21 protein-coding genes are annotated in these 22,223 nt (G+C 41.5%); 16 read left to right on the top strand and 5 right to left on the bottom strand.

The window, feature by feature from the left end; translation table 11 throughout:
• The first annotated feature begins 3 nt into the window (after nt 1-3).
• The 11 genes from ABMY35_RS04150 to ABMY35_RS04100 all read left to right on the top strand — a co-directional run bounded on the left by ABMY35_RS04150 (nt 4) and on the right by ABMY35_RS04100 (nt 11,210).
• The gene (locus ABMY35_RS04150; RefSeq protein ID WP_349285135.1) at nt 4-1,005 is read left to right on the top strand and encodes a COX15/CtaA family protein; all 1,002 of its coding nucleotides are present in this window, start codon (nt 4-6) and stop codon (nt 1,003-1,005) included.
• Nucleotides 1,002-1,901, top strand: a complete 900-nt coding sequence (cyoE, locus tag ABMY35_RS04145) for a heme o synthase (RefSeq protein ID WP_349285134.1) — start codon at nt 1,002-1,004, stop codon at nt 1,899-1,901. Before ABMY35_RS04150 ends, cyoE begins: the two co-directional genes overlap by 4 nt.
• Nucleotides 1,901-2,491: an SCO family protein gene (locus ABMY35_RS04140; RefSeq protein ID WP_349285133.1), complete on the top strand. Its 591-nt coding sequence runs from the start codon at nt 1,901-1,903 to the stop codon at nt 2,489-2,491. The genes cyoE and ABMY35_RS04140 overlap by 1 nt, the downstream gene beginning before the upstream one ends.
• A 155-nt stretch (nt 2,492-2,646) precedes the next feature.
• Nucleotides 2,647-2,913, top strand: coding sequence for an STAS domain-containing protein (locus tag ABMY35_RS04135; RefSeq protein ID WP_349285132.1), 267 nt, complete (start codon nt 2,647-2,649; stop codon nt 2,911-2,913).
• Between the two features lie 14 nt (nt 2,914-2,927).
• Nucleotides 2,928-3,290, top strand: a complete 363-nt coding sequence (locus ABMY35_RS04130; protein WP_058031180.1) for a response regulator — start codon at nt 2,928-2,930, stop codon at nt 3,288-3,290.
• A gap of 14 nt (nt 3,291-3,304) precedes the next feature.
• Nucleotides 3,305-5,410 (top strand): chemotaxis protein CheA, encoded by a 2,106-nt coding sequence (locus ABMY35_RS04125; RefSeq protein ID WP_349285131.1) that lies wholly within the window; start codon nt 3,305-3,307, stop codon nt 5,408-5,410.
• Entirely contained in the window at nt 5,411-5,896 is a 486-nt protein-coding gene (locus tag ABMY35_RS04120; protein ID WP_349285130.1) for a chemotaxis protein CheW, read from the top strand.
• Between the two features lie 23 nt (nt 5,897-5,919).
• A complete protein-coding gene (locus ABMY35_RS04115; protein ID WP_349285129.1) occupies nt 5,920-8,637 on the top strand; it encodes a methyl-accepting chemotaxis protein in 2,718 nt (905 codons plus the stop codon).
• Between the two features lie 101 nt (nt 8,638-8,738).
• Entirely contained in the window at nt 8,739-9,551 is an 813-nt protein-coding gene (locus tag ABMY35_RS04110) for a protein-glutamate O-methyltransferase (protein WP_349285147.1), read from the top strand.
• A 1-nt stretch (nt 9,552) separates the two neighbouring features.
• Nucleotides 9,553-10,170, top strand: coding sequence for a chemoreceptor glutamine deamidase CheD (cheD, locus tag ABMY35_RS04105; protein WP_349285128.1), 618 nt, complete (start codon nt 9,553-9,555; stop codon nt 10,168-10,170).
• Between the two features lie 8 nt (nt 10,171-10,178).
• Complete coding sequence (locus ABMY35_RS04100; RefSeq protein WP_349285127.1) at nt 10,179-11,210, top strand: chemotaxis response regulator protein-glutamate methylesterase; 1,032 nt, start codon at nt 10,179-10,181, stop codon at nt 11,208-11,210.
• Here ABMY35_RS04100 and ABMY35_RS04095 read toward each other — a convergent pair.
• The gene (locus tag ABMY35_RS04095) at nt 11,200-12,237 is read right to left on the bottom strand and encodes a polysaccharide deacetylase family protein (protein ID WP_349285126.1); all 1,038 of its coding nucleotides are present in this window, start codon (nt 12,235-12,237) and stop codon (nt 11,200-11,202) included. The two genes, ABMY35_RS04100 and ABMY35_RS04095, sit on opposite strands and share 11 nt — an antisense overlap.
• On the opposite strand from ABMY35_RS04095, the gene ABMY35_RS04090 reads away from it, so the two are divergent.
• Entirely contained in the window at nt 12,214-13,545 is a 1,332-nt protein-coding gene (locus tag ABMY35_RS04090) for an MATE family efflux transporter (RefSeq protein WP_349285125.1), read from the top strand. The two genes, ABMY35_RS04095 and ABMY35_RS04090, sit on opposite strands and share 24 nt — an antisense overlap.
• Here ABMY35_RS04090 and ABMY35_RS04085 read toward each other — a convergent pair.
• Together ABMY35_RS04085 and nfuA are read right to left on the bottom strand one after the other, a co-directional pair.
• Nucleotides 13,490-13,765 (bottom strand): hypothetical protein, encoded by a 276-nt coding sequence (locus ABMY35_RS04085; RefSeq protein WP_130254198.1) that lies wholly within the window; start codon nt 13,763-13,765, stop codon nt 13,490-13,492. The genes ABMY35_RS04090 and ABMY35_RS04085 overlap by 56 nt on opposite strands.
• 2 nt (nt 13,766-13,767) lie before the next feature.
• Entirely contained in the window at nt 13,768-14,343 is a 576-nt protein-coding gene (gene nfuA / locus ABMY35_RS04080; protein WP_138478225.1) for a Fe-S biogenesis protein NfuA, read from the bottom strand.
• 146 nt (nt 14,344-14,489) lie between these two features.
• Here nfuA and ABMY35_RS04075 point away from each other — a divergent pair, with 146 nt between their 5' ends.
• The gene (locus ABMY35_RS04075) at nt 14,490-17,045 is read left to right on the top strand and encodes a M14 metallopeptidase family protein (RefSeq protein ID WP_349285124.1); all 2,556 of its coding nucleotides are present in this window, start codon (nt 14,490-14,492) and stop codon (nt 17,043-17,045) included.
• On the opposite strand, the gene ABMY35_RS04070 is transcribed toward ABMY35_RS04075, so the two are convergent.
• A complete protein-coding gene (locus ABMY35_RS04070; RefSeq protein WP_349285123.1) occupies nt 17,007-17,711 on the bottom strand; it encodes a phosphoribosyltransferase family protein in 705 nt (234 codons plus the stop codon). The genes ABMY35_RS04075 and ABMY35_RS04070 overlap by 39 nt on opposite strands.
• Before the next feature lie 56 nt (nt 17,712-17,767).
• Here ABMY35_RS04070 and bioH point away from each other — a divergent pair, with 56 nt between their 5' ends.
• The 3 genes from bioH (at nt 17,768) to ABMY35_RS04055 (ending at nt 19,829) form a co-directional block, all read left to right on the top strand.
• Complete coding sequence (bioH, locus tag ABMY35_RS04065) at nt 17,768-18,505, top strand: pimeloyl-ACP methyl ester esterase BioH (protein ID WP_349285122.1); 738 nt, start codon at nt 17,768-17,770, stop codon at nt 18,503-18,505.
• Nucleotides 18,506-18,609: 104 nt separating this feature from the next.
• Nucleotides 18,610-18,918 (top strand): hypothetical protein, encoded by a 309-nt coding sequence (locus ABMY35_RS04060; RefSeq protein ID WP_349285121.1) that lies wholly within the window; start codon nt 18,610-18,612, stop codon nt 18,916-18,918.
• Nucleotides 18,919-18,923: 5 nt separating this feature from the next.
• Nucleotides 18,924-19,829 (top strand): putative metalloprotease CJM1_0395 family protein, encoded by a 906-nt coding sequence (locus tag ABMY35_RS04055; protein ID WP_349285120.1) that lies wholly within the window; start codon nt 18,924-18,926, stop codon nt 19,827-19,829.
• Between the two features lie 80 nt (nt 19,830-19,909).
• Here the strand turns inward: ABMY35_RS04055 and ABMY35_RS04050 are convergent, their stop codons facing one another.
• Entirely contained in the window at nt 19,910-22,219 is a 2,310-nt protein-coding gene (locus tag ABMY35_RS04050; protein ID WP_349285119.1) for a Tex family protein, read from the bottom strand.
• Nucleotides 22,220-22,223: the final 4 nt, after the last annotated feature.

The following is a 22,223-nucleotide window of genomic DNA, read 5'->3' as shown; positions in this document are numbered from 1 at the left end:
AAAATGAATAAAAAATATATTTACCTCACTGTAATTAGCACATTTATTACTTTTTGTGTCGTTGCTTTAGGGGCTTATACTCGCTTGAGTAATGCGGGGTTAGGGTGCCCAGATTGGCCTGGGTGTTATGGTTTTTTAACCGTGCCTAACACTGCAGATGAGTTACAAGCGGCAGCTAATGCTTTTCCTGGCAGTACAGTTGAACCTTTTAAAGCTTGGATTGAAATGATCCATCGTTATTTTGCGTCTTCGTTAGGTCTGTTGGTGATTGGCTTGTTGTATTTTTCGCTTAGAAAGCGTGTTGAGAAAGTCCCTAAAAAGTTAACTATTGCTTTGTTTGTGTTGATTTTACTGCAAGGTAAGTTAGGCATGCTGACAGTAACAATGAATTTGCAGCCCTTTATAGTGATGGGCCATTTACTCGGTGGATTTACTATTTTGGGACTGCTTTCAATGCATTGCTTTTATTTATTTACACCAGAAAAGCGTTTTCTCATATCTCCTACAAAAATCCCTGCTAGGTTGTCAGAAATTAGCTTGATTGTCTTGGTGTTACAAATCGCGTTAGGCGGCTGGGTCGCTGCTAATTATGCGGCACCACACTGCGTCGGATTGCCTATTTGTGAGAATATCCATTTATTTTCTGTAGAAAGTTTATTTCATCTTCCCATTGGGGAGTTGAACTATGAATATGGTGTATTGCCATTTGAAACTCGGCTATCCATACATATGGTTCATCGAGTTTGGGCGGTTGTCACAGTACTTACACTTGGTATATGGGCATGGTATGTGTTGACTAACAGTAAAGAAAAACTCTTAAAGAATACTGCAAGTTTACTTATTGCTGGCTTAGTTCTTCAGCTGTTTTTGGGAGCATTGATTGTGCACCTGCAATTTCCAATATTAATTACACTTTTTCATAATCTAATGGCGGCATGTTTGCTGATTGTTAGCTTATTTTTATGGTTTTTACTTACTTATAAAAGTACCAAGGAGGCAGCATGAAAAGTCTTACTCTCAAGCCCGAAGTACTGTTTCAGTCATTAAACTTATCTGCGTACTTGGGTATTTGTAAGGTAAAAGTAGTCGCTATGCTAGTCATTACCGCTTGGGTTGGGTTAATGCTTGCGCCTGATATGAACAGAACTCTCCTTGAGCAAAGCATGAGTTTATTAGGTATAGGGCTATTGTCAGCATCGGCCGCTGCGATAAATCATGTCGTAGATCGAGAGATAGATAAAAAAATGGCAAGAACAAGACATAGGCCGCTAGTGCAAACTCAACTGAGCGTGAAACAAGCACTTGGGTTTGCTGCGCTTATTGGTCTGATAGGGAGTGTGGCGTTATTTTATTGGAGCAATACTTTAACGCTCTTTATGACACTGGGCGCATTAGTTGGCTATGCGGTGGTATACACCATGTTTTTAAAAAGAGCGACACCACAAAATATTGTTATTGGTGGTTTGGCGGGGGCAATGCCACCGTTATTGGGGTGGATCAGTGAAACAGGTCAGCTCGATGTGCAAGCTTGGCTGCTAGTCATGATAATCTTTATTTGGACGCCGCCACACTTTTGGGCTTTGGCCATAGCAAGAAGGAATGACTATAAACGCGCCAATATACCTATGTTACCTGTGACACATGGTAGTGAATTTACTAGATTCTTCATTGTAATTTATTCAATTCTTTTATTTGTAGTTTGCTTGTTGCCTTATCTAGTTACTATGTCAGGCAACCTATATTTGCTTTGTATACTTATACTTAACAGTGTTTTCTTATATAAGAGCATTGTTCTGTATATAAAATGTTCAGATGAATCTGCGATGGCACTTTTTCATTTTTCAATTACTTATTTACTGCTACTCTTTATATCGCTATTTATTGATAGATGGATCCTTTGATGCGCTACATATTGTTTTTGCTAGCTTTATTATTGTTTGGATGTGATAAAAAAGTGCCTGTTTCAGAACATGCTATTCACTATAAACAAGCAAAAGAAATCCAAGATTTTAATTTGCAAGATCAGCATGGCAATACAGTCACAAAGCGGGACTTACTTGAGCAATGGACATTGATATTTTTGGGATACACAAGCTGTCCGGATATTTGTCCAATGACATTGGTAAAGCTCACCGAGTTACATGCTGAATTAGCACAACAACATAATGTTAAAGTTTGGTTTGTTTCGGTCGATCCTAATAGAGATACTCAGCAACAGCGCAAGGCATATATAGACTATTTTAACTCAGACTTTAAGGCGGTATCGGCAGAGCATGCAAACCTATTTCCTTTTGTCAGAAATATCGGTTTGATATATGCAATCAATAACAGTAAGGAAACAGAATATTATGTGGACCATAGTGCTTCAGTTGCACTAATTAACCCAGAAGGGAATCTAAGTGGTATTTTTAAGGCTAAATTTGCAGCCAATGAAGTGCCATTAATTGATGCAGCGCAAGTAATAAAAGATTTTAATGCTATCGTGCATTAGAGTGCTTGGATAAACTGGGTGAGCTTTATGATTGATTCATAAATCGAGCTAACACCCTAATTATTTTTAGCTTTTAGTTAATAACTTTTATGGCATTTCTGCTAACTGGGTCTAAGCTAAAAATATAAAAATTACACAAGGAGAGCGCATCGCGCATGTTAAAACTTCCTTCAGAACTCACAATAAGTCATGTTGAAGAGTTTCATCAACAGGTATTGCAAGTGCTTCATGCTGAGCACGATGTCAGTATTGATGTGTCAGATGTGCTACGTGTAGACACAGCATCAATACAAGTTTTATGTGCTTTGCAAAAGCATCTTCTTGAAATTAACAATGGAATTCGTTGGCATGGTGAAAGTCAGGCGCTTAATAAAGCGGTTGATGAGCTTGGTTTAACAGAATTACTCGCCCTATCGGCGTGAATTAAGAGGTCATTATGAAAAAGATTTTGGCAGTGGATGATTCAGCATCTATGCGACAAATGGTTGGCTTTACTTTAAAAAAAGCGGGTTTTGAAGTAGTTGAAGCAAAGGATGGCAGTGAGGCTTTAGGTATTGCTAAGCAACAAAGCTTTGATGCCGTGATCTCCGATGTCAACATGCCTGTGATGGATGGGATTACACTTATTAAAGAGCTAAGAACATTACCTAGCTATAAGTTTACTCCACTACTAATGCTTACGACTGAATCAGGTTTAGACAAAAAAACTGAAGGTAAAGCTGCAGGCGCGACAGGGTGGATTGTTAAACCTTTTAACCCAGATCAGTTGCTAGCTGTTCTTAAAAAAGTTATTCGCTAAGCTAGGGTGTTGTTATGAGTATTGATTTAAGTCAGTTTTTCGAGGTCTTTTTTGAAGAGAGTCTCGAAGGGTTAGATGCAATGGAAGCGGAGCTCCTAAACTTAGAGCCCGGCAATGAAGACATGGAAACCATCAATACTATTTTTCGTGCTGCGCACTCTATAAAAGGAGGAAGTGGCACGTTCGGCTTTACTTCTGTTTCTGATTTCACACATGTATTAGAAACATTGTTAGATCAAATCAGAGATGGACAACGTGCATTAACAGCAGAGCATGTAAACCTTTTACTGAAATCAGTTGATTGTTTAAGAGGCATGTTGGCAGCGTTACAGGCAGAGCAAGAACCAGACCTAACTGAAGCCGATGAAATTAGAAAGCGCTTTGAAGTTATTTTGGGTCTTTCTGAAGACTCTGATTCAACCAGTTCAGAAACTCCAGAAACACAAAGCGAAAATACTTACCAAATTGATTTTAAGCCTCACCCTCATTTATTCAAAACGGGTAACGAGCCCTTATATATGATTTCAGAACTTGCCGAGTTAGGTGAGTTAGAAACGCAGGCATTTTATGATGCCATACCCGATATAGATTCATTACATGCTGAAGAGTGCTTCTTGGCGTGGCGCTTTTTTTTGACGACATCTAAGCCTGAATCTGCGATTTCTGAAATATTTGAGTGGGTTGAAGACGATGCCGATATAGACATTGTTTTATGTGGTGGGTTATTTGAATCTGATTTATCAGATGATGAAGGTTCTACTCCCTCAGTTCAAGTGTCCACTGAATCTGAAAGTAGATTAGAAAACCCTGAGCCTGAAAGTAAAGCGGTCACGTCAATCGCCACAAATGCTCCTGTTGTGAAAAAAGCTGAGGCTAAGAAACCATCCGACTCCTCAGCAACCTCTATCCGTGTTGGCATAGATAAAGTTGATTCCTTAATTAATATGGTGGGTGAGCTTGTGATAACACAAGCCATGTTGAGTCAAATTGGTGAGCAAGAAATTACCGAATCAACGATTACAGCATTACAAGAAGGGTTAGCTCAACTTGCCCACAACACGAGGGACTTGCAAGAAAATGTCATGCGGATCCGCATGCTGCCGATTAGTTTCGTGTTTAGTCGGTTCCCAAGATTAGTAAGAGACACATCTCAAAAGCTGGGTAAACAAGTAGAGCTGAAATTATTAGGTGAACAAACTGAACTCGATAAAACCGTTATGGAAAAGATATCAGATCCTATGGTTCACCTTGTGAGAAATTCTTTAGATCATGGGTTAGAAACACCTGAGCAGCGTGTTGCTGCAGGTAAAGATCCGGTTGGTACTGTTACGTTAAATGCGTTCCATCAAGGCGGTAACATTGTCATTGAGATAATGGATGATGGACAAGGTTTAAATACTGAAAAAATAAGAAGCAAAGCCATTGCCAATGGCTTAATTCAAGAAACTGATGAACTCTCGCCGGATGAAATAAACGAGTTGATTTTTATGCCTGGCTTTTCTACGGCTGATGAAGTAAGTGATATATCCGGCCGAGGTGTGGGCATGGATGTTGTTAGAAGAAATATTCAAGCTTTAAACGGCTCGGTTGAAGTGGCCTCGGCTCCAGGTGTTGGCTCAACCTTTACAATTCGCTTGCCACTTACGTTGGCTATTTTGGATGGTCAATTAGTTAAGGTTGCCCAACATACCTACATTATCCCGCTCATTTCAATTGTTGAATCATTACAAATAGATATCAGTAAAGTCAGCCGAGTTGGGAAAGACCTAGACGTGTTAAGGCTTAGAGATGAATATATTCCGATTCTTCGATTATACGATATTTTCAATCATGGCGGTGCGATTGAAGAGTTAGATAAAACATTACTCGTTGTTGTTGAAAGTGATAACCATAAAGTTGGTTTATTGGTCGATGATTTACTTGCTCAACAGCAGGTTGTTATTAAGAGTCTTGAAGCGAATTACCAAAAAGTTGATGGTATCTCTGGTGCAACAATCTTAGGCGATGGCAGGGTGTCTTTAATTATCGATATCAGTGGCTTAATTAAATTAAGTGGTTTAAAAAGACCAGGTTCCCAAGACTTAATTGTCGAGCAAAACGCAGTAGGGGGGGCAGCATAAATGTCAGAACAGGCAGAACAAAATCAGCAATTGATCTTGGAAGGTCAGCACGATGAGAATCAGTACCTGACATTTATGATGGCAGGTGAAGAGTACGGAATGAATATTCTGGCTGTACAAGAGATTCGTGGATGGGAAGATGTCACTGCAATCCCTAATTCACCAAGCTTTGTGAAAGGTGCCATTAACCTTCGTGGCACGATTGTGCCGGTTATAGATTTAAGACTGCGATTTGGTATTGCAGATAATGAGTATGGTCCACTTACCGTTGTTATTGTTGTCGCAGTTGAAATAAATGGTCAGAACAAAGTGATGGGTATCGTGGTTGATGCTGTCTCAGATGTATATAGCATTTCTGAAGAGCAGGCTAAAGATGTGCCTGATTTTCAAGATTCAGATAACGCCGAGTTTGTTCATGGATTGGTTAATGTTGGGGAGAAAATGGTTGTTCTTCTTAATTTGGAAAGCGTTTTAAACTTAGAGTAAAAATAAGCACGGGTAGGGTCAAGATGAGTGGTAGAAACGTTCAAAGTGAAGTAACCAATAAGCTATTGATATCAGCAGTAGTTATAGTGGTGTCCATCGCAATTGCATTGCAAATTTTAGGTGTGTCATTGAGTGGTGAAAATGCGATTGGGTTAGGCTTGCCTTTCGTCATCACTTTAGCGGTAATATTTTATTTAAAACAAAGTTTCAGCACTTATGCGGCACAATTAGAAACGGTTGATAGTGCGATAAACTTGTTAAAGTTTAAAGATGAAGAAGCCGCACAGCGCTTAAATTTAGATGCCTATCCTCAATTACGTACTTTGTTGGTTGCAGATGATACAGAAGCAGAGTTGGAGGGTGATGGGCAACTTGTTGAAAGCATGATTAGTGCACTACAAGTATGTCAGGCAAATATTATGATTGCTGACGCTGATTTAAACATAAGTTACTTGAATGATTCAGTAACGGACATGCTCTCTGCCAATGAACATAAATTACAAAGAGATCTGCCGAACTTCAGTGTTGCTTCTTTAGTAGGCCAGAATGTTGATGTATTCCATAAAAACCCAAGTCATCAAAGGGGCTTACTAGCCAACTTAAGATCGGTCTATAAAACACAAATTACCGTAGCAGGTTTAACATTTGATCTTATAGCCACTCCAGTATTTGATGACCAGCAACAGCGTATAGCAACGCTTGTTGAATGGAAAGACCTCACCGAGCAAATTGCCTTCGAAAAAGAAAAACAAATTTCTGCAGCGCACAATGCCAGAATTACAAGTGCATTAGATGTTTGCCAAGCAAACGTCATGTTGGCTGACACAGACCTAAATATTGTTTTTGCTAATCACTCAGTACTTGAAATGCTGAGCAATAATCAAGAGCAGTTACGCTCCGCACTGCCAAACTTTGATGCAAGCAACTTAATTGGCGAAAACATTGATGTTTTCCATGCAAACCCAGCCCATCAAAGACAGATGCTAAGTGCCTTAACTGATACCTATAAAACTGATATTAATGTTGCAGGGTTCACTTTTGGGTTGATCGCAACCCCTGTTTATGATGACCAAGGCGATAAAGTAGGTACTGTGGTCGAATGGGATGATAAGACCCAACGACTAGCTGCAGAAGAAGCTGCGTCTAAGCTTGCGAATGAAAACGCTCGTGTTAAGAGTGCACTCGATAATGTAACTACAAATGCGATGATAGCCGATGCTGAATTTAACATTGTGTATTTAAATGACGCTGTTGTAAGCATGATGCGCAATGCAGAAAGTGACCTGAAGAAAGACTTGCCTAACTTCGATTCGTCCAAATTATTGGGTGCCAATATAGATATTTTCCATAAGAACCCAGCGCATCAAAGGGCGATGCTAGAAAGGTTAAGTTCTACATATAAAACAGAAATCGTTGTAGGTGGAAGAACTTTTGCTTTGGTTGCGAACCCAGTTTTCAACGATGAAAATGAAAGAATTGGCACCATCGTAGAATGGAATGATAGAACAAGTGAAGTCTTAATAGAGAAAGAGGTTGCAGATCTTGTTAGTGCAGCTTCTGAAGGTAACTTGACTCAGAGAATTAATGAGTCGGGTAAGGAAGGGTTCTACCTAAGATTATCACAAGGCTTAAACCAACTGGTCAGCATTGTAGATGATGCAGTAACAGACACTGCACAAATGCTTGATGCATTAGCGAATGGTGATTTAACACAAAGAATTACGCAGGAATATCACGGTTCGTTTGATAAGTTAAAACGCGATGCGAATGTTACGGCGGACAAATTAACTGAGGTCATTAATCGTATTAGTTCGTCCGCGACTCTTGTGGCTAGTGGGGCTGAAGAAATCTCGCAAGGTAATGCAGACCTAAGCCAGCGCACAGAAGAACAGGCATCTTCGCTTGAAGAAACAGCCTCAAGTATGGAGCAAATGACAAGTACTGTTCGTCAGAATGCAGATAATGCAAAAGTTGCCAATGAACTTGCAGAAGAAACAAGCTCCAAGGCAATGCAAGGTGGCGAAGTTGTGAACCGTGCAGTTCAGAGTATGTCGGGGATTAATGAATCTAGTAAAAAGATCGCTGATATCATTGGGGTTATTGATGAGATTGCTTTCCAAACCAATCTGCTTGCATTAAATGCAGCTGTGGAAGCGGCTAGAGCTGGTGAACAAGGACGAGGTTTCGCAGTTGTGGCAGGTGAGGTTAGAAACTTGGCACAGCGTTCAGCAGGTGCTGCGAAAGAAATCAAAGACTTGATCCGCGATAGTGTAAGTAAAGTTGAAGACGGAACACTACTCGTGAATGAGTCAGGTGAAACGTTGAAAGACATTGTCGCGTCGGTGAAGCGTGTTACTGACATGATTTCAGATATTGCTGAAGCATCTGTTGAGCAAAGTTCTGGTATTGAGCAAGTCAATAAAGCCGTGACACAAATGGATGAAATGACGCAACAAAATGCAGCATTAGTAGAAGAGGCATCTGCTGCAGGTGAGTCTATGGCTGAGCAAGCTAATGATATGCGCCGTTTGCTTAATTTCTTTACAATCGATGACTCGACTTCAACATCCATGATGCTTTCAGAGGTTAAGCCAGACAAAGCACCAGCGAGAATAGCTCCGACGCCTTCGACTGTTCAAGAAACTAAGTCAGAGATCCAGTCACCAGTGAAGTCTCCTGTGAATCCTGCAGTGACTGCTAATCAGTTCGCAGATAGCTCTGATGAATGGGAAGAGTTCTAATTAGGTATGAAGAAGGTGCTTATTGTGAGCACCTTCAAATCTTAAATACACCTTTCTTGTTGAGTCACTCGTTTAAGTGTTGCCTGTTTATAGGATAAATGATGAGAGAATTTGCACTATCTGATCAGGATTTTCAGACCATTGCACAAAAAGTCTATAAAGCATGTGGTATTGTTCTTGGTCCTCATAAAAGGGAAATGGTTTATTCAAGACTGGCGAGGCGTATTAGGGCAAATCAGTTGGATTCATTTTCTTCATATTTAAGATTCTTAGAAGAGAATGAAGAACAAGAGTTCAGTCAATTTATCAACGCTATCACGACAAACCTCACTTCATTCTTTCGAGAAAATCATCATTTTGAATATCTATCGAATACGGTTATTCCTAAGCTTCTAGAAGAAAATAAACTCTCAAAGAGAATACGTATTTGGTCGGCTGGCTGTTCTACAGGTGAAGAACCCTATAGTATCGCCATGACAATCGCAAACCGCTTCCCGTCTGATTGGGATGTGAAAATTCTCGCTACAGATTTAGACTCCAATGTGCTCTCAAAGGCGCAAAGTGGTGTTTATGATGCTGGCAATGTAACCGGACTCGATGATGACGTTTTGAAAAAGTGGTTTTTGAAGAGCTCTGACAATCATGCGTATAAAGTTAAGCCAAGCCTGCAGTCATTAATCTTTTTTAAAAGACTAAATTTACTTGAAAAATGGCCAATGAAGGGACCTTTTGATGTGATTTTCTGCAGAAATGTGTTGATTTACTTTGACAAGGAAACAAAAGATAAGTTGTTCAGAGGCTACCACCAAATGCTAGGTGAAGACGGGCACTTATTTATTGGCCACTCAGAAACCATGGGTAAAGAACATCATGAGTTTAAAAATTTAGGCCGCACCATGTATCAAAAGGTTTAGTATGGATAATCGATTTAAGCCGGTTATCAGCGGCTTTGAGCATGTCAAACGTTTTTGGGATTCAGGAAGAGGCTGTGTGATAGCCAAAGTGTTACCAGGAGAGTTCTATGTCTCAAAAAATGATGAGCTAATCTCAACTGTACTAGGATCATGTATTGCTGCTTGTGTATATGATGATAAATTGGGCGTAGGTGGAATGAACCACTTTATGCTGCCAGCAGCAAAAGGGATTAAAGAAATTCATGCGGATGATTTAACTTGCCGTTACGGAAACTGGGCAATGGAATACCTAATCAATGAAGTGCTCAAGAACGGTGCATCAAAAGCTAATCTGAAAGTTAAACTTTTTGGTGGTGGTAAAATAATTCGCTCTATGACAGATATTGGTGTCGGTAATATTCGTTTCGCAAATGCTTACATACAAGAGGAAGGACTCGAGTTGGTTTCTCATGATGTCGGTGGTCCATGGCCACGCAAAGTGGTATTTCATCCACAAACTGGTCGTGCACAAGTCAAGAAATTAAGAGAAATGCATAACGACACGATTGAAAGACGAGAAGTGCGTTATTTTCATGATATTGAATCGCAAGATGCACAGACAGATATTGAGCTGTTTTAGGAGTTGGCATGATAAAAGTTTTAATTGTTGATGACTCGCCTTTAATCCGAGGGATACTGACAGAGGTGATCCAGCAGGCTAATGATCTTGAAGTGGTAGGTAGTGCTGAGGACCCTTATCAAGCGAGAGAGATGATAAAGTCGCTTAATCCAGATGTGATTACGCTAGATATTGAAATGCCCAAAATGGATGGTATCAGCTTTTTAAGAAACCTGATGCGTCTTCGTCCTATGCCTGTTGTAATGATTTCAACTTTAACGCAACAAGGCTCACCTATTACGTTAGAGGCACTCGAAATTGGTGCCGTTGACTTTATTGCCAAGCCCAAAGTTAATGTAGCAGAGCAATTACAACATTATGCTGAAACAGTGCAAGAAAAAGTTCGCACAGCTGCAACTGCCCGCTTGCGGCCATATCGCACTTCTGAGGCTGCGGCTCATAAAGCGCAACTACCCTCAGGGCAATCTTTCGAACGGAACTCGATTATTGCTATTGGCGCTTCAACAGGTGGTACCGAGGCGATTAAAGAAGTTTTGGTTCAAATGCCAAAAGATGCCCCCCCAATAGTCATTACCCAGCATATTCCTCCTGTATTTAGCACGTCGTTCGCAATGAGGATGGATAAAACTTGTGCAATGCATGTCAAAGAAGCTGAAGACGGTGATATTCTTGAGTTTGGCCGAGTTTATATCGCGCCAGGAGATAAACATTTAAAAGTAGTCAACAAAGGGTTAAGTAAAGTTTGTGTTTTAGACGATGGCGCACTCGTCAATAGACATAAACCAGCAGTGGACGTATTGTTTGATTCCTTAAAACCATTTGCTAAACATGTATCAGCTGTATTGCTTACAGGCATGGGTAGTGATGGTGCAAGAGGTATGCTGGACTTGTTAGAAGCGGGGGCAAAAACCGCTGCACAAGATGAGCAAACCTGTGTTGTTTGGGGGATGCCAAAAGCGGCTGTAGATATGAAAGCTGCACAAAAAGTGCTACCACTACAAAGTGTGGCAGCACATCTGCTCAAGTCTACTAGTCGTTAGTTTGCAGCACCCAAGGCTGAGAAAACCAATAGAACTGACCGGAATGTTTGATGGAAGGGGCTGTACAGTTATAACGTGTACGGCCTTTTTTAATGTCTTTAGGTGAAGTGACCGACACCCTTTTCTCATTTTTCCAGGAAATATCAGCACGTCCAATACCTGAAACGAAACATGCAAATTGAGATTTGTAAAAATCTTTACTGGCAAACTCGATCTCAATAGTAGGTGTTGGATTAGTTGTTACAGAGTCTGTGTAAGCAAGCTCTGAGATTGCAAAAGGTAGTGAGTGTAATTTGGTTTTTAGGGTGTCTAATTTACTGTAAAAGCCTGATGCAGGGTATCGTGGGACGCGTGTATAGTCGGTAAATTTTGACACCGCACCAGAGTGCTGCCCAATACCAATAAAACCGAGTTCTTTAACGAGGTTTTGTAGTTGTCTATTGAACTCACCATAGGGGTAGGCGAGCAACTTTACATTATGACCCACTTCTTCTTTGATGCGCTTTTCTGAGAATAGGATATCTTCACGGACACGTTTCAACCATTGCGCTTGGGTTTCACTGTCTTGTTTTAAATGTAGGTGATCATGCTTCGCGCTGTGATTAGCAATTAATGCGCCGCGTTTTGCTAAAGCTCTGAGTTCGTCCCAAGTCATCACATACGATTTATTTTCATCGATAAGCTGAGGGTTTACAAAAATAGTATACGGGTAGCCAAATGCTTCGAGAATAGGCGCCGCTTGCTCAATGTTATTGTCGTAACCATCATCAAAAGTGATGGCCACGGTTTTGGCAGGCAGTGCCTTACCTTGTTGTATATGATGGAGTAACTTATTCAAGTGAATAACATTAAAGTCATTTTCTTTTAGGTAGGTTAAGTGAGTTTGAAACGTTTCTTCACTCACTGATGTTACCGCTGGTAACTTTTCGCTGACGTGGTGATACTGTAAGATCACAGCTGATAGTGATGGGTTTGAAAACAATAACAAAGCGAAAAAAAAACAATGAAAAAGATATTTAAAAATCATAAAACGCACCATATAAGTTTGCTATTGCTAGCGGGTCCGATGATTTTATCAAATATATCTGTGCCATTGTTAGGGTTAGTTGATACAGCGGTGATTGGCCACTTATCAGAAGCCCACTTTCTGGCTGGTATCGCATTAGGGTCGGGCAGTATTTCCTTGCTATTTTGGCTTGCGAGCTTTCTAAGGATGAGCGCCACGGGCGTGCTCGCACAGTCTTATGGAGCAAAAAACTGGCCTAGATTACAGCAGCAGCTTTTAGCGAGTTTGCTTATTGCTTGGACTTTTTCAATTTCATTAATCCTTCTGTCTCCTTGGTTATTAGATGGCATAAAAGCCTTATCAAATGCTTCCTCGGATGTTTTTGCCCAGGCACAAAGCTATTTTGAAATTCGAATATTTAGTGCACCTGCGGCCATGACTAACTTGGTGCTTTTGGGTCTAATGTTGGGTATGCAATACGGAAAAGGACCATTCTACTTACTACTATTTACAAATATCACTAACATTATTTTAGATGTGCTGTTTGTGATTGGTTTTGGGTGGCAAGTGGCAGGCGCTGCTTGGGCATCGGTGATTGCAGATTACACGGCGCTGCTGGTCGCGATTGTATTAATTAGAAAGCAACTGGCACAGCACCAAGTTCATTGGCGTTGGCTGCTGCCAAACAAAGCGCAGTTTTTGACATTGTTATCACTGAATCGAGATATTTTTATTCGCTCACTGTTATTACAGCTCTGCTTTAGCTTTATGACTTTTTATGGTGCACGATTGGGCGAAACAACACTGGCAGTCAACGCCGTTTTATTAAACTTTTTAATGTTGGTGAGTTTTGCTTTAGATGGCATTGCGTATGCTGCAGAAGCAAAAGTAGGTCAGGCGAAGGGAGAAGGCTCAGAAGCAAAGGTTAAAATCTGGGTAAAGTTAAGTTTGTTCTGGGGGGCGCTGTTCGCGTTGCTTTATAGCTTAGTCTTTGCTGTGTTTGGATTAAGCATCGTTCAGCTTTTAACAAACATTCCAGAGGTCATCAGTGCCTCAAAAGTTTATCTATTCTGGCTCATTCTTTTACCGCTATTGGCAATGTGGTGCTTTATATTCGATGGCATTTTTGTCGGCTTAACCCGAGCTCAAGATATGCGTAATAGTATGTTCTTTTCTGCTATTTTTGGGTTTATGGTGCCTATTTGGCTTACATTAGAGTATGAAAACCATGGTCTTTGGTTTGCCATGAGTTGCTTTATGTTATTGAGAGGCGTTACTTTGGCTTATCGTTATCGTCAAATTCAACGGCAGGGTTTATTGTTGCAATAACTTGTGAGAAGCGGTTAGCAAAGATACCTAAATAGCCCCAACCCGCAAAGAAAATTGCTGGCGCGAGAAATATTAGACCAATTATTTGTACCCAGGGTTGGTGATAATAACCCCAAGCAATAAAAGCAACAGCGACAGCAAACAGCCCCAAACCGATAAAAAAGCGTTTGAGGCTGAGTTTAGGTTGTTGCCCTAGACGGTAAATTATGGGCTTCAACATAATTAATAGTAAGAGTGCTCACCAGCTTGGTGCTCTGTGATATCACGTACCCCAGTGATCTCTTCGAACTTAGCAACCATCTCTTTTTCGATGCCTTCTTTTAACGTTACATCGATCATTGAGCAACCATTACAGCCACCACCAAATTGAACCACAGCGATGCCTTCAGCTGTAATTTCAACTAGGCTTACTTGGCCGCCATGATTGGCAAGTTGGGGGTTTACCTCAGTCGTTAGCATATGCTCAACACGCTCAGCTAAAGAAGCATCATCTTTAAGACGTTTAGCTTTAGCGTTAGGCGCTTTAAGTGTTAACTGAGTGCCCATTTTGTCAGTTACGAAGTCGATTTCAGCTTCATCTAAAAATGGTGCGCTTTCTTCATCAACAACCGCGTCGAAACCATTAAATGGTAGGCGAATATCAGTTTCTTCAACAGCATCAGGTGGACAGTAAGACACACCACATTCAGCTTGAGAAGTACCAGGGTTTACAACGAAAACACGAATGTTTGTGCCTTCAGTTTGATCAGCCAATAGCTTGGCAAAGTGACTTTGTGCAGTTTCAGAAATTGTGATCATAATCGAACTATACTTGACTAAATTACTCGGTTAATGGCTATGATACTCCGCTGGTGGCATTGTCGCCAGTGTTGAACGTAAAAATTTGGCTTATCTGATTTGGCTTGCTAGCTTACTTGCTACAATTTTAAGCAAAAGGTTTTAGTATGCGCACGCTCCTCGCACTCACATTGTTTTGCTGCACTTACTTATTCTCAAGTAGTGCAATAGCAAAACCGGTTTCCTATTACTTCCAACAGAATGTCCAGTTTGATCCTGCAATTCCAAAGCCTGAAGAGGTATTAGGTTATCAAGTCGGCCAGTGGCATGTGCGTCATGACCAATTGGTTCAGTATATGCGGGTGTTAGCTGAAAAAAGCCCTAGAGTGAGTATTGAAACCATAGGTTTTAGTCATGAACAGAGACCGCTACTGCTACTTAAGTTTAGTCAACCAGAGAATATTGCTCAGTTAGATCAACTTCGTGCGCAGCATCACGCACAAGTATTTAAAAAGCAGCCAGCGAGAAATTTACCTGCTTTCATTTGGATGGGGTACAGCGTGCATGGCAACGAATCATCTGGCAGTAATGCCGCTTTATTAGTTGCTTACTATTTAGCCGCAGCACAGGGAGAAGCAGTAGAGCAACTGCTAAATAACTCTGTGGTGTTATTAGACCCAGCCTTAAACCCTGATGGTTTGGCTCGTTTCGCTCAATGGGCAAATAGTAATAGAGGGCAAACTTTATCTGCAGATCCGCAGCATAGAGAGCATGTTGAGCAGTGGCCTTCAGGCCGAACAAATCATTATATGTTCGATTTGAACCGAGACTGGCTGTTACTACAGCATCCTGAATCACGTGCTCGAATTGCCGCATTTCATAAGTGGCAGCCACATGTCTTAACGGACTTTCATGAAATGGGCCCTAACAGCACGTATTTCTTCCAGCCGGGGATCCCGACGCGAACTCACCCACTTACGCCTAAGAAAAATACCCAGTTAACAACAGCGCTTGCAGATTTTCATGCGCAAGCTTTAGATGCGCAAAATCAGCTTTATTTTACACAAGAAAGCTTTGATGACTTTTACTACGGAAAAGGCTCAACATACCCTGATATAAATGGCTCGGTGGGTATTCTCTTTGAACAGGCAAGTAGTCGAGGCCATGTCCAAGAGACCATTAATGGCCAGCTGACATTTGCACAAAGCATTAAAAACCAAGTTACAACTAGCTTGTCTACTTTTGCAGGCGCAATGGCAAACAAGCAGCAATTAATTGACTACAAGAATAACTTCTACCATCAAGCCGAAACTTTGGCTGATAAAGAGAAGTTTATGGGTTATGTCGTTGCTAAAGGGGAAGACCCGCAACGTTTCAATGAATTTATGTCTGTGTTGTCACAGCATCAAATTAAAGCGTATGGCTTAAATAAAGCCATCAAAGCCTCTGATAAAAGCTTCATGCACGGTGATGTGTATATTCCACTGAAACAAGCTCAATTCCGTTTAATTAAAGCCATTTTCTCTGAGCAAACAAACTTTCAAGACAATACGTTTTATGATGTATCTGGTTGGACATTAGCACATGCTTACAACTTAAAGTTTGGTCAAGTATCTAGTCGCTGGGGGCTAGATGTATCAAAGCAAACTTGGCAGTCAGAAGGTGTAAGTTTTTCCGTAGTAAAAGAGAGTTATGCTTATGCATTTGATTGGCAGCCAAGCGCTGCACCTAAGCTCTTAAATGCACTTTTACAGCAAGGGGTTGATGCACGTGTTGCACTTAAAGGTTTTAAAGCAAAAACGGCAATAGGAAATCGAGAATTCAAAGCGGGTAGTATTGTTGTCGCTTCAGGTGTGCAAAAGCAATCTGACATTGTAGCCATCATGCAACGAGCACAAGCTGACTATGGCGTACAAATTCATGCAATCCAAAGTGGCCTAACCAGCGAAGGCGTTGATCTAGGCTCTCGTCATTTAAGGCCAATTAAAGCACCAAAAGTCTTACTATTAGGTGGGGCAGGCAGCAGTCAATATGAAGTGGGCGAAGTTTGGTATCATTTAGATACGCAGTTAGGTATAGCGCCGACTCTCATAGAGCAAGATAGATTGCACAGTGCAGAACTCTCTAAATACACACACATTATCTTAGCTCATGGCAATTATCGTCGTATGTCAGAAAAAGCCAAAACTAAAATTGCTGCTTGGGTAAGTAAAGGCGGGGTGATCTGGGGTCACAAAGGCGGCGCGAAATGGTTAGTTGATAATCAACTTTTGAGTGCACAGTTGATTTCGCCTACGCAAGTGGCAGAGCAGTTTGATACTGCTGGTTTAAGTTATGGTGATAGAGAAGTTTTATCAGGTAAGCAGCGTATTGCTGGTGCCATTTTTGCGTCAAAACTTGATTTAACACACCCACTCAGTTTTGGTTATGAGCGTGAATTGCTGCCGTTATTTAAAAATAGCACACAGCTGTTTGAGATGCCCGACAAACCATTTCTAACGGTTAGCCAATATCAGTCAAAACCTTTATTGGCAGGATATGCTGCGACAGAAAATGTCACTCAAATTGCAAACACGGCAGCATTGATAGGTCATCGTTATGGTCAGGGCAGTGTGGTTGGTATGATAGATAACCCTGTGTTTAGGGGCTTCTGGAAAGGCAGTAGTCGCTTACTAACGAACACATTATTTTTTGGTCACACTTTGGCTGTGCAAGGGCGTTAATGCTGTGGCATAAGCCCATATCTCTTCAGCGCCTGCTGCGTAACATGCTTTTGCTGCAGCGTTGATAGTCGAACCTGTGGTGATCACATCATCGATGATCGCCACTTTCTTCCCTTGTAGATTTTGCTTCACTTCAAATGCGCGTTTTACATTTTGCTTGCGTTGTTTAAGACTCAAACCACTTTGCGCCTTTGTGGGATTGATACGCGTTAAAGTTTCGGTGTTTACTTTGGTGTGAGGCAAATGGCTCAACCAGGTTTGTGCGACTTGGTTAAACCCCCGGTCGATTAAACGGTTTTTATGAAGCGGCAAAATAATATATACATCTGGTGAGAAAGTAGATGTACTTTCAAAGTGATCAAGTTGAGTCGCAATAACTGCATTGATAGCCGCTTGATAATGGCTCTGTTTGGTAAACTTAAATTCCCTTAGCCATTGTTTCATTGCGCCTTGATACCACGCACATGCCAGTAATCCATGACAATGAGGCAAGTCAAACATGCGTGCTATGTCAGGCTGGAATAATAAGTTTGGCTGCTCTAATGAGATAAAAGGAAAATCTGAGAGGCAAAATTGACAGATCCCCTCGTTACTTGCAAGTGGGTTCTGGCACATATGACAGTGACTTGGAAATAAGACCTCTGCTAAATTCTTCAATAGTGACATTGTGTTCATCCTTGGTATCCGTATCATACGGCTAAGTTTGGTTTAGAGTAGAAATAATGCAAAAAGAAATTGTGTTGCTTCATGGTTGGGGTATGAACCGACAGGTTTGGCAGTTATTAGAGCAAGAGTTACAAGGCGTTGTTGAAGGGCAGGTAAAAAGTTTGGATTTACCGGGCTTTGGCCATGCTCCCATGCCTGAACAACCCTATTCTCTTGCCTCCGCTGCAGCGCTTATTGCGGATCAACTAGCTGATAATTCAACCTTAGTTGGTTGGTCACTTGGTGGCTTGGTTGCGCTTCATATTGCAAAGTACTATCCACAAAAGGTAAACAAAGTAGTGCTAATTGCCTCAACGCCGTTTTTTGCCGAATCAGATAGTTGGTCAGGTATTAAGGTAGAGGTGCTAGAAAACTTTAAAGCGCAATTGCTTGAGAATAGTGCAAAGACTATAGAACGTTTTTTAGCGATACAAGCTATGGGGTCAGAACACGCTAAGCAAGATGTTAAACAATTAAGAGCTTGGTTATTAGAAGCGCCAGAGGCAAACTCCGAAGCCTTGAGTTCTGGGCTCGATATTCTTTTAAATGATGATTATCGGGAGGTTTTTAGCACGCTCGAACAGCCAATATATGGCTTATTTGGGAAGTTAGACTCTTTAGTGCCAAGACGAAGCATTGCTAAAATGAAGGCCTTAAACGTTAACTTCCAAGCAGAGGTTTTATCAAAAGCGTCACATGCGCCTTTTATTTCACATCGAGCTGAAAGTTTAAATTTCCTAAAATCAGTACTTTAATAAAAAGCGGCAAAAAATTGCCGCTTTTTACTGCCGAAAACTTTATTTTGTACTATGTTTGCGCAATAATTAAACATATTTAGATTTTTGCGAAGATGCTTATTATGCCTATTGGTGACGTGCTGAATAATGGTATAGACGGTTACAACCGTGCCAGTCAAGGTATTGAACGTGCCACGGCAGATATAAATCGCGCAACTGCGTCGGAGCAAGATGAATCTCAGCTTGCACAACAACGTCAGTTGCAAGGTGCTAGTCCTGACGAAGCTGTCACTGCGCCTGTATCTCAACCAGCAAAAGTTGATGAAGCCTTAGTTAATCTTAAAGTCGAAGAGTTTAACGCCAAAGCAAACACTCAGTCGATCCGCACCGCAGATGAAGTGCTAGGTACTTTGATAGATATATCAGTTTAAATGTTATGAATATTGCAACGCCGCAGCCGGCGATTAACTTAAATACATCCAACGTCTACACAGAAACAGCTAGGCGTGATAATCAGCTGCGCGAAGTAATACCTAAACCAGCCCCATCTAATGCAAGTCATACCGAAAATAAAGCGCTAAACGATGGTGAGAAATCACGTTCTCATCTTAACGATGATAGCGGTACTTACGACAGTACTGGTCAGTTACAGCAAAATAAGGTTATTGCTGAAGATGATGAGCAACGCGAGCAACAGAGTAAAGGTGGCTCGCAAGAAGAAACTTCAGAACAAGAACAACAAAACCAAGAAGCTGAGCAGCAGCAAATTGAAGAGTTAAAAACTCGAGACAGAGAGGTGCGTTTGCATGAGCAGGCGCATGCGCGTGTCGGTGGGCAATATGCAGGCTCTCCAACTTATGAATATCAGCGAGGACCAGACGGTAACAACTATGCTGTTGGTGGTCAGGTAATGATTGATGTTGCTGAGGTACCCAACGATCCAAAAGCAACCATAGACAAAATGCAAACGGTGCGTGCTGCTGCACTGGCACCGGCAGAACCGTCAGGTGCAGATAGAGCAATAGCTGCTGATGCAACTCAAAAAATGGCGTCTGCACAAGCTGATTTGGCTCAGCAAGTGATTAGTGGTGACGAGCAAGCTGAATCTGAAAGTGGTTCAGTGGGGACATATGAAACACGTAGATTAAGTGAAGAAGATAGCTCTGATAATGACATTCAAACTTTAGAGCGAGCTTCATTGCAAAGTGAAGGCGACCCCTATTCAGTTGCTTTACCTATAGAACCTGATCCTGAAATTCAGGCTAGAGCATTGCGGATCAGTGATTTTTATCAGCACGTTGCTGTGCCCAACACCAATAGCAACTTATCTGTGTTAGTTTAATATATTAAAAAAGCCGCTTGGAGCGGCTTTTTTATTGGTTCAATATCAACTATTTTGATTAATTATGACGGGCACTGATATTATTTTTTCAGTTTAGCAAAAGCTTCTGCAAAGGCATTGCCCATTGCAGCATTTCCTGCATCTTTTTTAGGGCGCTGTCCTTTGGCTTGCTTGTTATTAGGTTTACTCGAGGTAGACTTACCCTGAGGCGCAGCTTGCTGCACGTCATCATCTAGACGCATTGTAAAGCTAATACGTTTTCTAGCCACATCGACTTCTAACACTTTCACTTTTACGATATCGCCCGCTTTTACGACTTCGCGCGGATCAGAAATAAACTTATTGGTGATCGCAGAAATATGTACTAGACCATCTTGGTGAACACCTACATCAACAAAAGCACCAAAGTTAGCCACATTTGATACGACGCCTTCTAAAATCATTCCGACTTTTAGATCTTGAATGGTTTCGACACCGGCTTTGAAGATTGCCGTTTTAAATTCAGGTCTAGGGTCACGCCCTGGCTTATCTAGTTCAGAAATGATGTCAGTGACCGTTGGTAAACCAAATTTGTCATTAGTGAATAGAGCAGGCTCGAGCTGTTTTAAAACTTCGCTGTTACCGATCAGGTCGCTCACTTCGATATTTTTTTCAGTACAGATCTGTTTAACCACAGGGTATGCTTCAGGGTGAACCGCTGAGCTATCAAGTGGATCCGCACCGTTTACAATGCGTAAGAAACCGGCTGCTTGTTCAAATGCTTTTGGCCCTAAGCGCGCGACCTTTTTCAACTGTGTACGGTTGTTAAATGAACCGTTCTCATCTCTAAACTGCACAATATTGCTAGCCAGTGTTTTGTTTAGGCCAGAAACGCGGGTAAGTAGTGGTACCGAAGCGGTATTGACATCAACGCCCACCGAGTTTACACAATCTTCAACCACAGAGATAAGTGACTGACCTAGTTGACTTTGAGAAACATCGTGTTGGTATTGGCCTACACCAATTGATTTAGGCTCAATTTTTACCAGCTCTGCAAGCGGGTCTTGTAATCGGCGAGCAATTGAAACTGCACCACGTAACGATACGTCTAAATTTGGGAATTCATTCGCGGCAAACTCAGAAGCAGAATAAACAGATGCACCTGCTTCACTGACCATGATTTTGCTCATGTTGAGCTCTTTGTTGTTAGCTAATAGTTCAGCTGCAAGTTTATCTGTCTCACGAGAAGCTGTACCGTTGCCAATGGCGATTAGCTCTACTTTATGCTGACGACATAATTGCTCTAAAGTACGTACTGACTTGTCCCAGTGATTCTGTGGTGCATGTGGGAAGATAGTATTTGTGGTTAACAGCTTACCTGTTGCATCAACCACAGCCACTTTACAGCCCGTACGCAGGCCTGGATCGATACCCATAGTGACACGAGGACCAGCTGGGGCTGCCATCAATAGGTCCTTTAAGTTCTTGGCAAATACATCAATGGCTTGTGCCTCTGCTTTTTCACGCATGGTGCCTAAAAACTCATTTTCTAGGTGCAGAGATAGTTTTACTCTCCAAGCCCATTGAACCACTGACATTAACCAAGCACTTGCTGTTGCTGAACTTACATTTAATTGGTAATGATCAGCGATGATTTGTGCACAATATTGTGCTGGGTTTTCGCTGCTTGGTTCAGGGTTAATGTTTAACTGTAATATGCCTTCGTTGCGGGCACGCAGCATAGCTAATGCACGATGCGAAGGGACTTTTGTGAGCTTCTCAGAATGCTCAAAGTAGTCGCGGTATTTAGCACCAGCGTCTTCTTGCCCTTTGATTACTTTGGCTTCGATTACACCCTGTGTGTCGATTTGTTTTCTTAGCTTTGCCAGTAACTTAGCGTCTTCGGCGAAGCGTTCAATTAAAATAAATTTAGCACCGTCTAGTGCCGCTTTGTCATCTTCAATGCCTTTTTCAGCATTTACGAATTGAGCTGCATGGCTTTCAGGGTCTAAGGCAGCATCCTTATAAAGGGCATCTGCAAGTGGCTCTAAACCTGCTTCAATGGCAATTTGACCTTTAGTACGGCGCTTAGGCTTGTAGGGTAGATATAAATCTTCTAACTCGGTTTTACTCTGCGCGCTGTTGATATCAGCGGCAAGGGCATCACTTAACTTACCTTGCTCTGAAATGGTATCAAGAATGAAGCGTCTTCTGTCTTCTAGTTCTCTTAAATAACCAAGTCGTTGTTCTAGAAGACGTAATTGTGTGTCGTCTAGACCGCCGGTTACTTCTTTACGGTAACGAGCAATAAATGGAACTGTGGCACCTTCATCAAGAAGTGCAGTGGCAGCAATAATTTGCTGTTCTTTTGCATTTAGCTCTTGTGCCAAACGTGCAGAGATGTTGCTCATGCAA

The organism is Pseudoalteromonas sp. BZB3, from assembly GCF_040104455.1.
Lineage (GTDB): Bacteria > Pseudomonadota > Gammaproteobacteria > Enterobacterales > Alteromonadaceae > Pseudoalteromonas.
Note: the sequence above shows the minus strand (reverse complement) of the source record. Positions and strands in the feature narration are given on the sequence as shown.

Coding starts and splice junctions, on each gene's coding strand:
- ABMY35_RS04050 (WP_349285119.1), bottom strand. CDS start 22,219: ATGAGCAACATCTCTGCACGTTTGGCACAAGAGCTAAATGCAAAAGAA.
- ABMY35_RS04085 (WP_130254198.1), bottom strand. CDS start 13,765: ATGTTGAAGCCCATAATTTACCGTCTAGGGCAACAACCTAAACTCAGC.
- cheD (WP_349285128.1), top strand. CDS start 9,553: ATGGATAATCGATTTAAGCCGGTTATCAGCGGCTTTGAGCATGTCAAA.
- ABMY35_RS04060 (WP_349285121.1), top strand. CDS start 18,610: ATGCCTATTGGTGACGTGCTGAATAATGGTATAGACGGTTACAACCGT.
- cyoE (WP_349285134.1), top strand. CDS start 1,002: ATGAAAAGTCTTACTCTCAAGCCCGAAGTACTGTTTCAGTCATTAAAC.
- ABMY35_RS04100 (WP_349285127.1), top strand. CDS start 10,179: ATGATAAAAGTTTTAATTGTTGATGACTCGCCTTTAATCCGAGGGATA.
- ABMY35_RS04140 (WP_349285133.1), top strand. CDS start 1,901: ATGCGCTACATATTGTTTTTGCTAGCTTTATTATTGTTTGGATGTGAT.
- nfuA (WP_138478225.1), bottom strand. CDS start 14,343: ATGATCACAATTTCTGAAACTGCACAAAGTCACTTTGCCAAGCTATTG.
- ABMY35_RS04070 (WP_349285123.1), bottom strand. CDS start 17,711: ATGTCACTATTGAAGAATTTAGCAGAGGTCTTATTTCCAAGTCACTGT.
- ABMY35_RS04115 (WP_349285129.1), top strand. CDS start 5,920: ATGAGTGGTAGAAACGTTCAAAGTGAAGTAACCAATAAGCTATTGATA.
- ABMY35_RS04130 (WP_058031180.1), top strand. CDS start 2,928: ATGAAAAAGATTTTGGCAGTGGATGATTCAGCATCTATGCGACAAATG.
- ABMY35_RS04120 (WP_349285130.1), top strand. CDS start 5,411: ATGTCAGAACAGGCAGAACAAAATCAGCAATTGATCTTGGAAGGTCAG.
- ABMY35_RS04075 (WP_349285124.1), top strand. CDS start 14,490: ATGCGCACGCTCCTCGCACTCACATTGTTTTGCTGCACTTACTTATTC.
- ABMY35_RS04110 (WP_349285147.1), top strand. CDS start 8,739: ATGAGAGAATTTGCACTATCTGATCAGGATTTTCAGACCATTGCACAA.
- ABMY35_RS04055 (WP_349285120.1), top strand. CDS start 18,924: ATGAATATTGCAACGCCGCAGCCGGCGATTAACTTAAATACATCCAAC.
- ABMY35_RS04090 (WP_349285125.1), top strand. CDS start 12,214: ATGAAAAAGATATTTAAAAATCATAAAACGCACCATATAAGTTTGCTA.
- ABMY35_RS04125 (WP_349285131.1), top strand. CDS start 3,305: ATGAGTATTGATTTAAGTCAGTTTTTCGAGGTCTTTTTTGAAGAGAGT.
- bioH (WP_349285122.1), top strand. CDS start 17,768: ATGCAAAAAGAAATTGTGTTGCTTCATGGTTGGGGTATGAACCGACAG.
- ABMY35_RS04150 (WP_349285135.1), top strand. CDS start 4: ATGAATAAAAAATATATTTACCTCACTGTAATTAGCACATTTATTACT.
- ABMY35_RS04095 (WP_349285126.1), bottom strand. CDS start 12,237: ATGATTTTTAAATATCTTTTTCATTGTTTTTTTTTCGCTTTGTTATTG.
- ABMY35_RS04135 (WP_349285132.1), top strand. CDS start 2,647: ATGTTAAAACTTCCTTCAGAACTCACAATAAGTCATGTTGAAGAGTTT.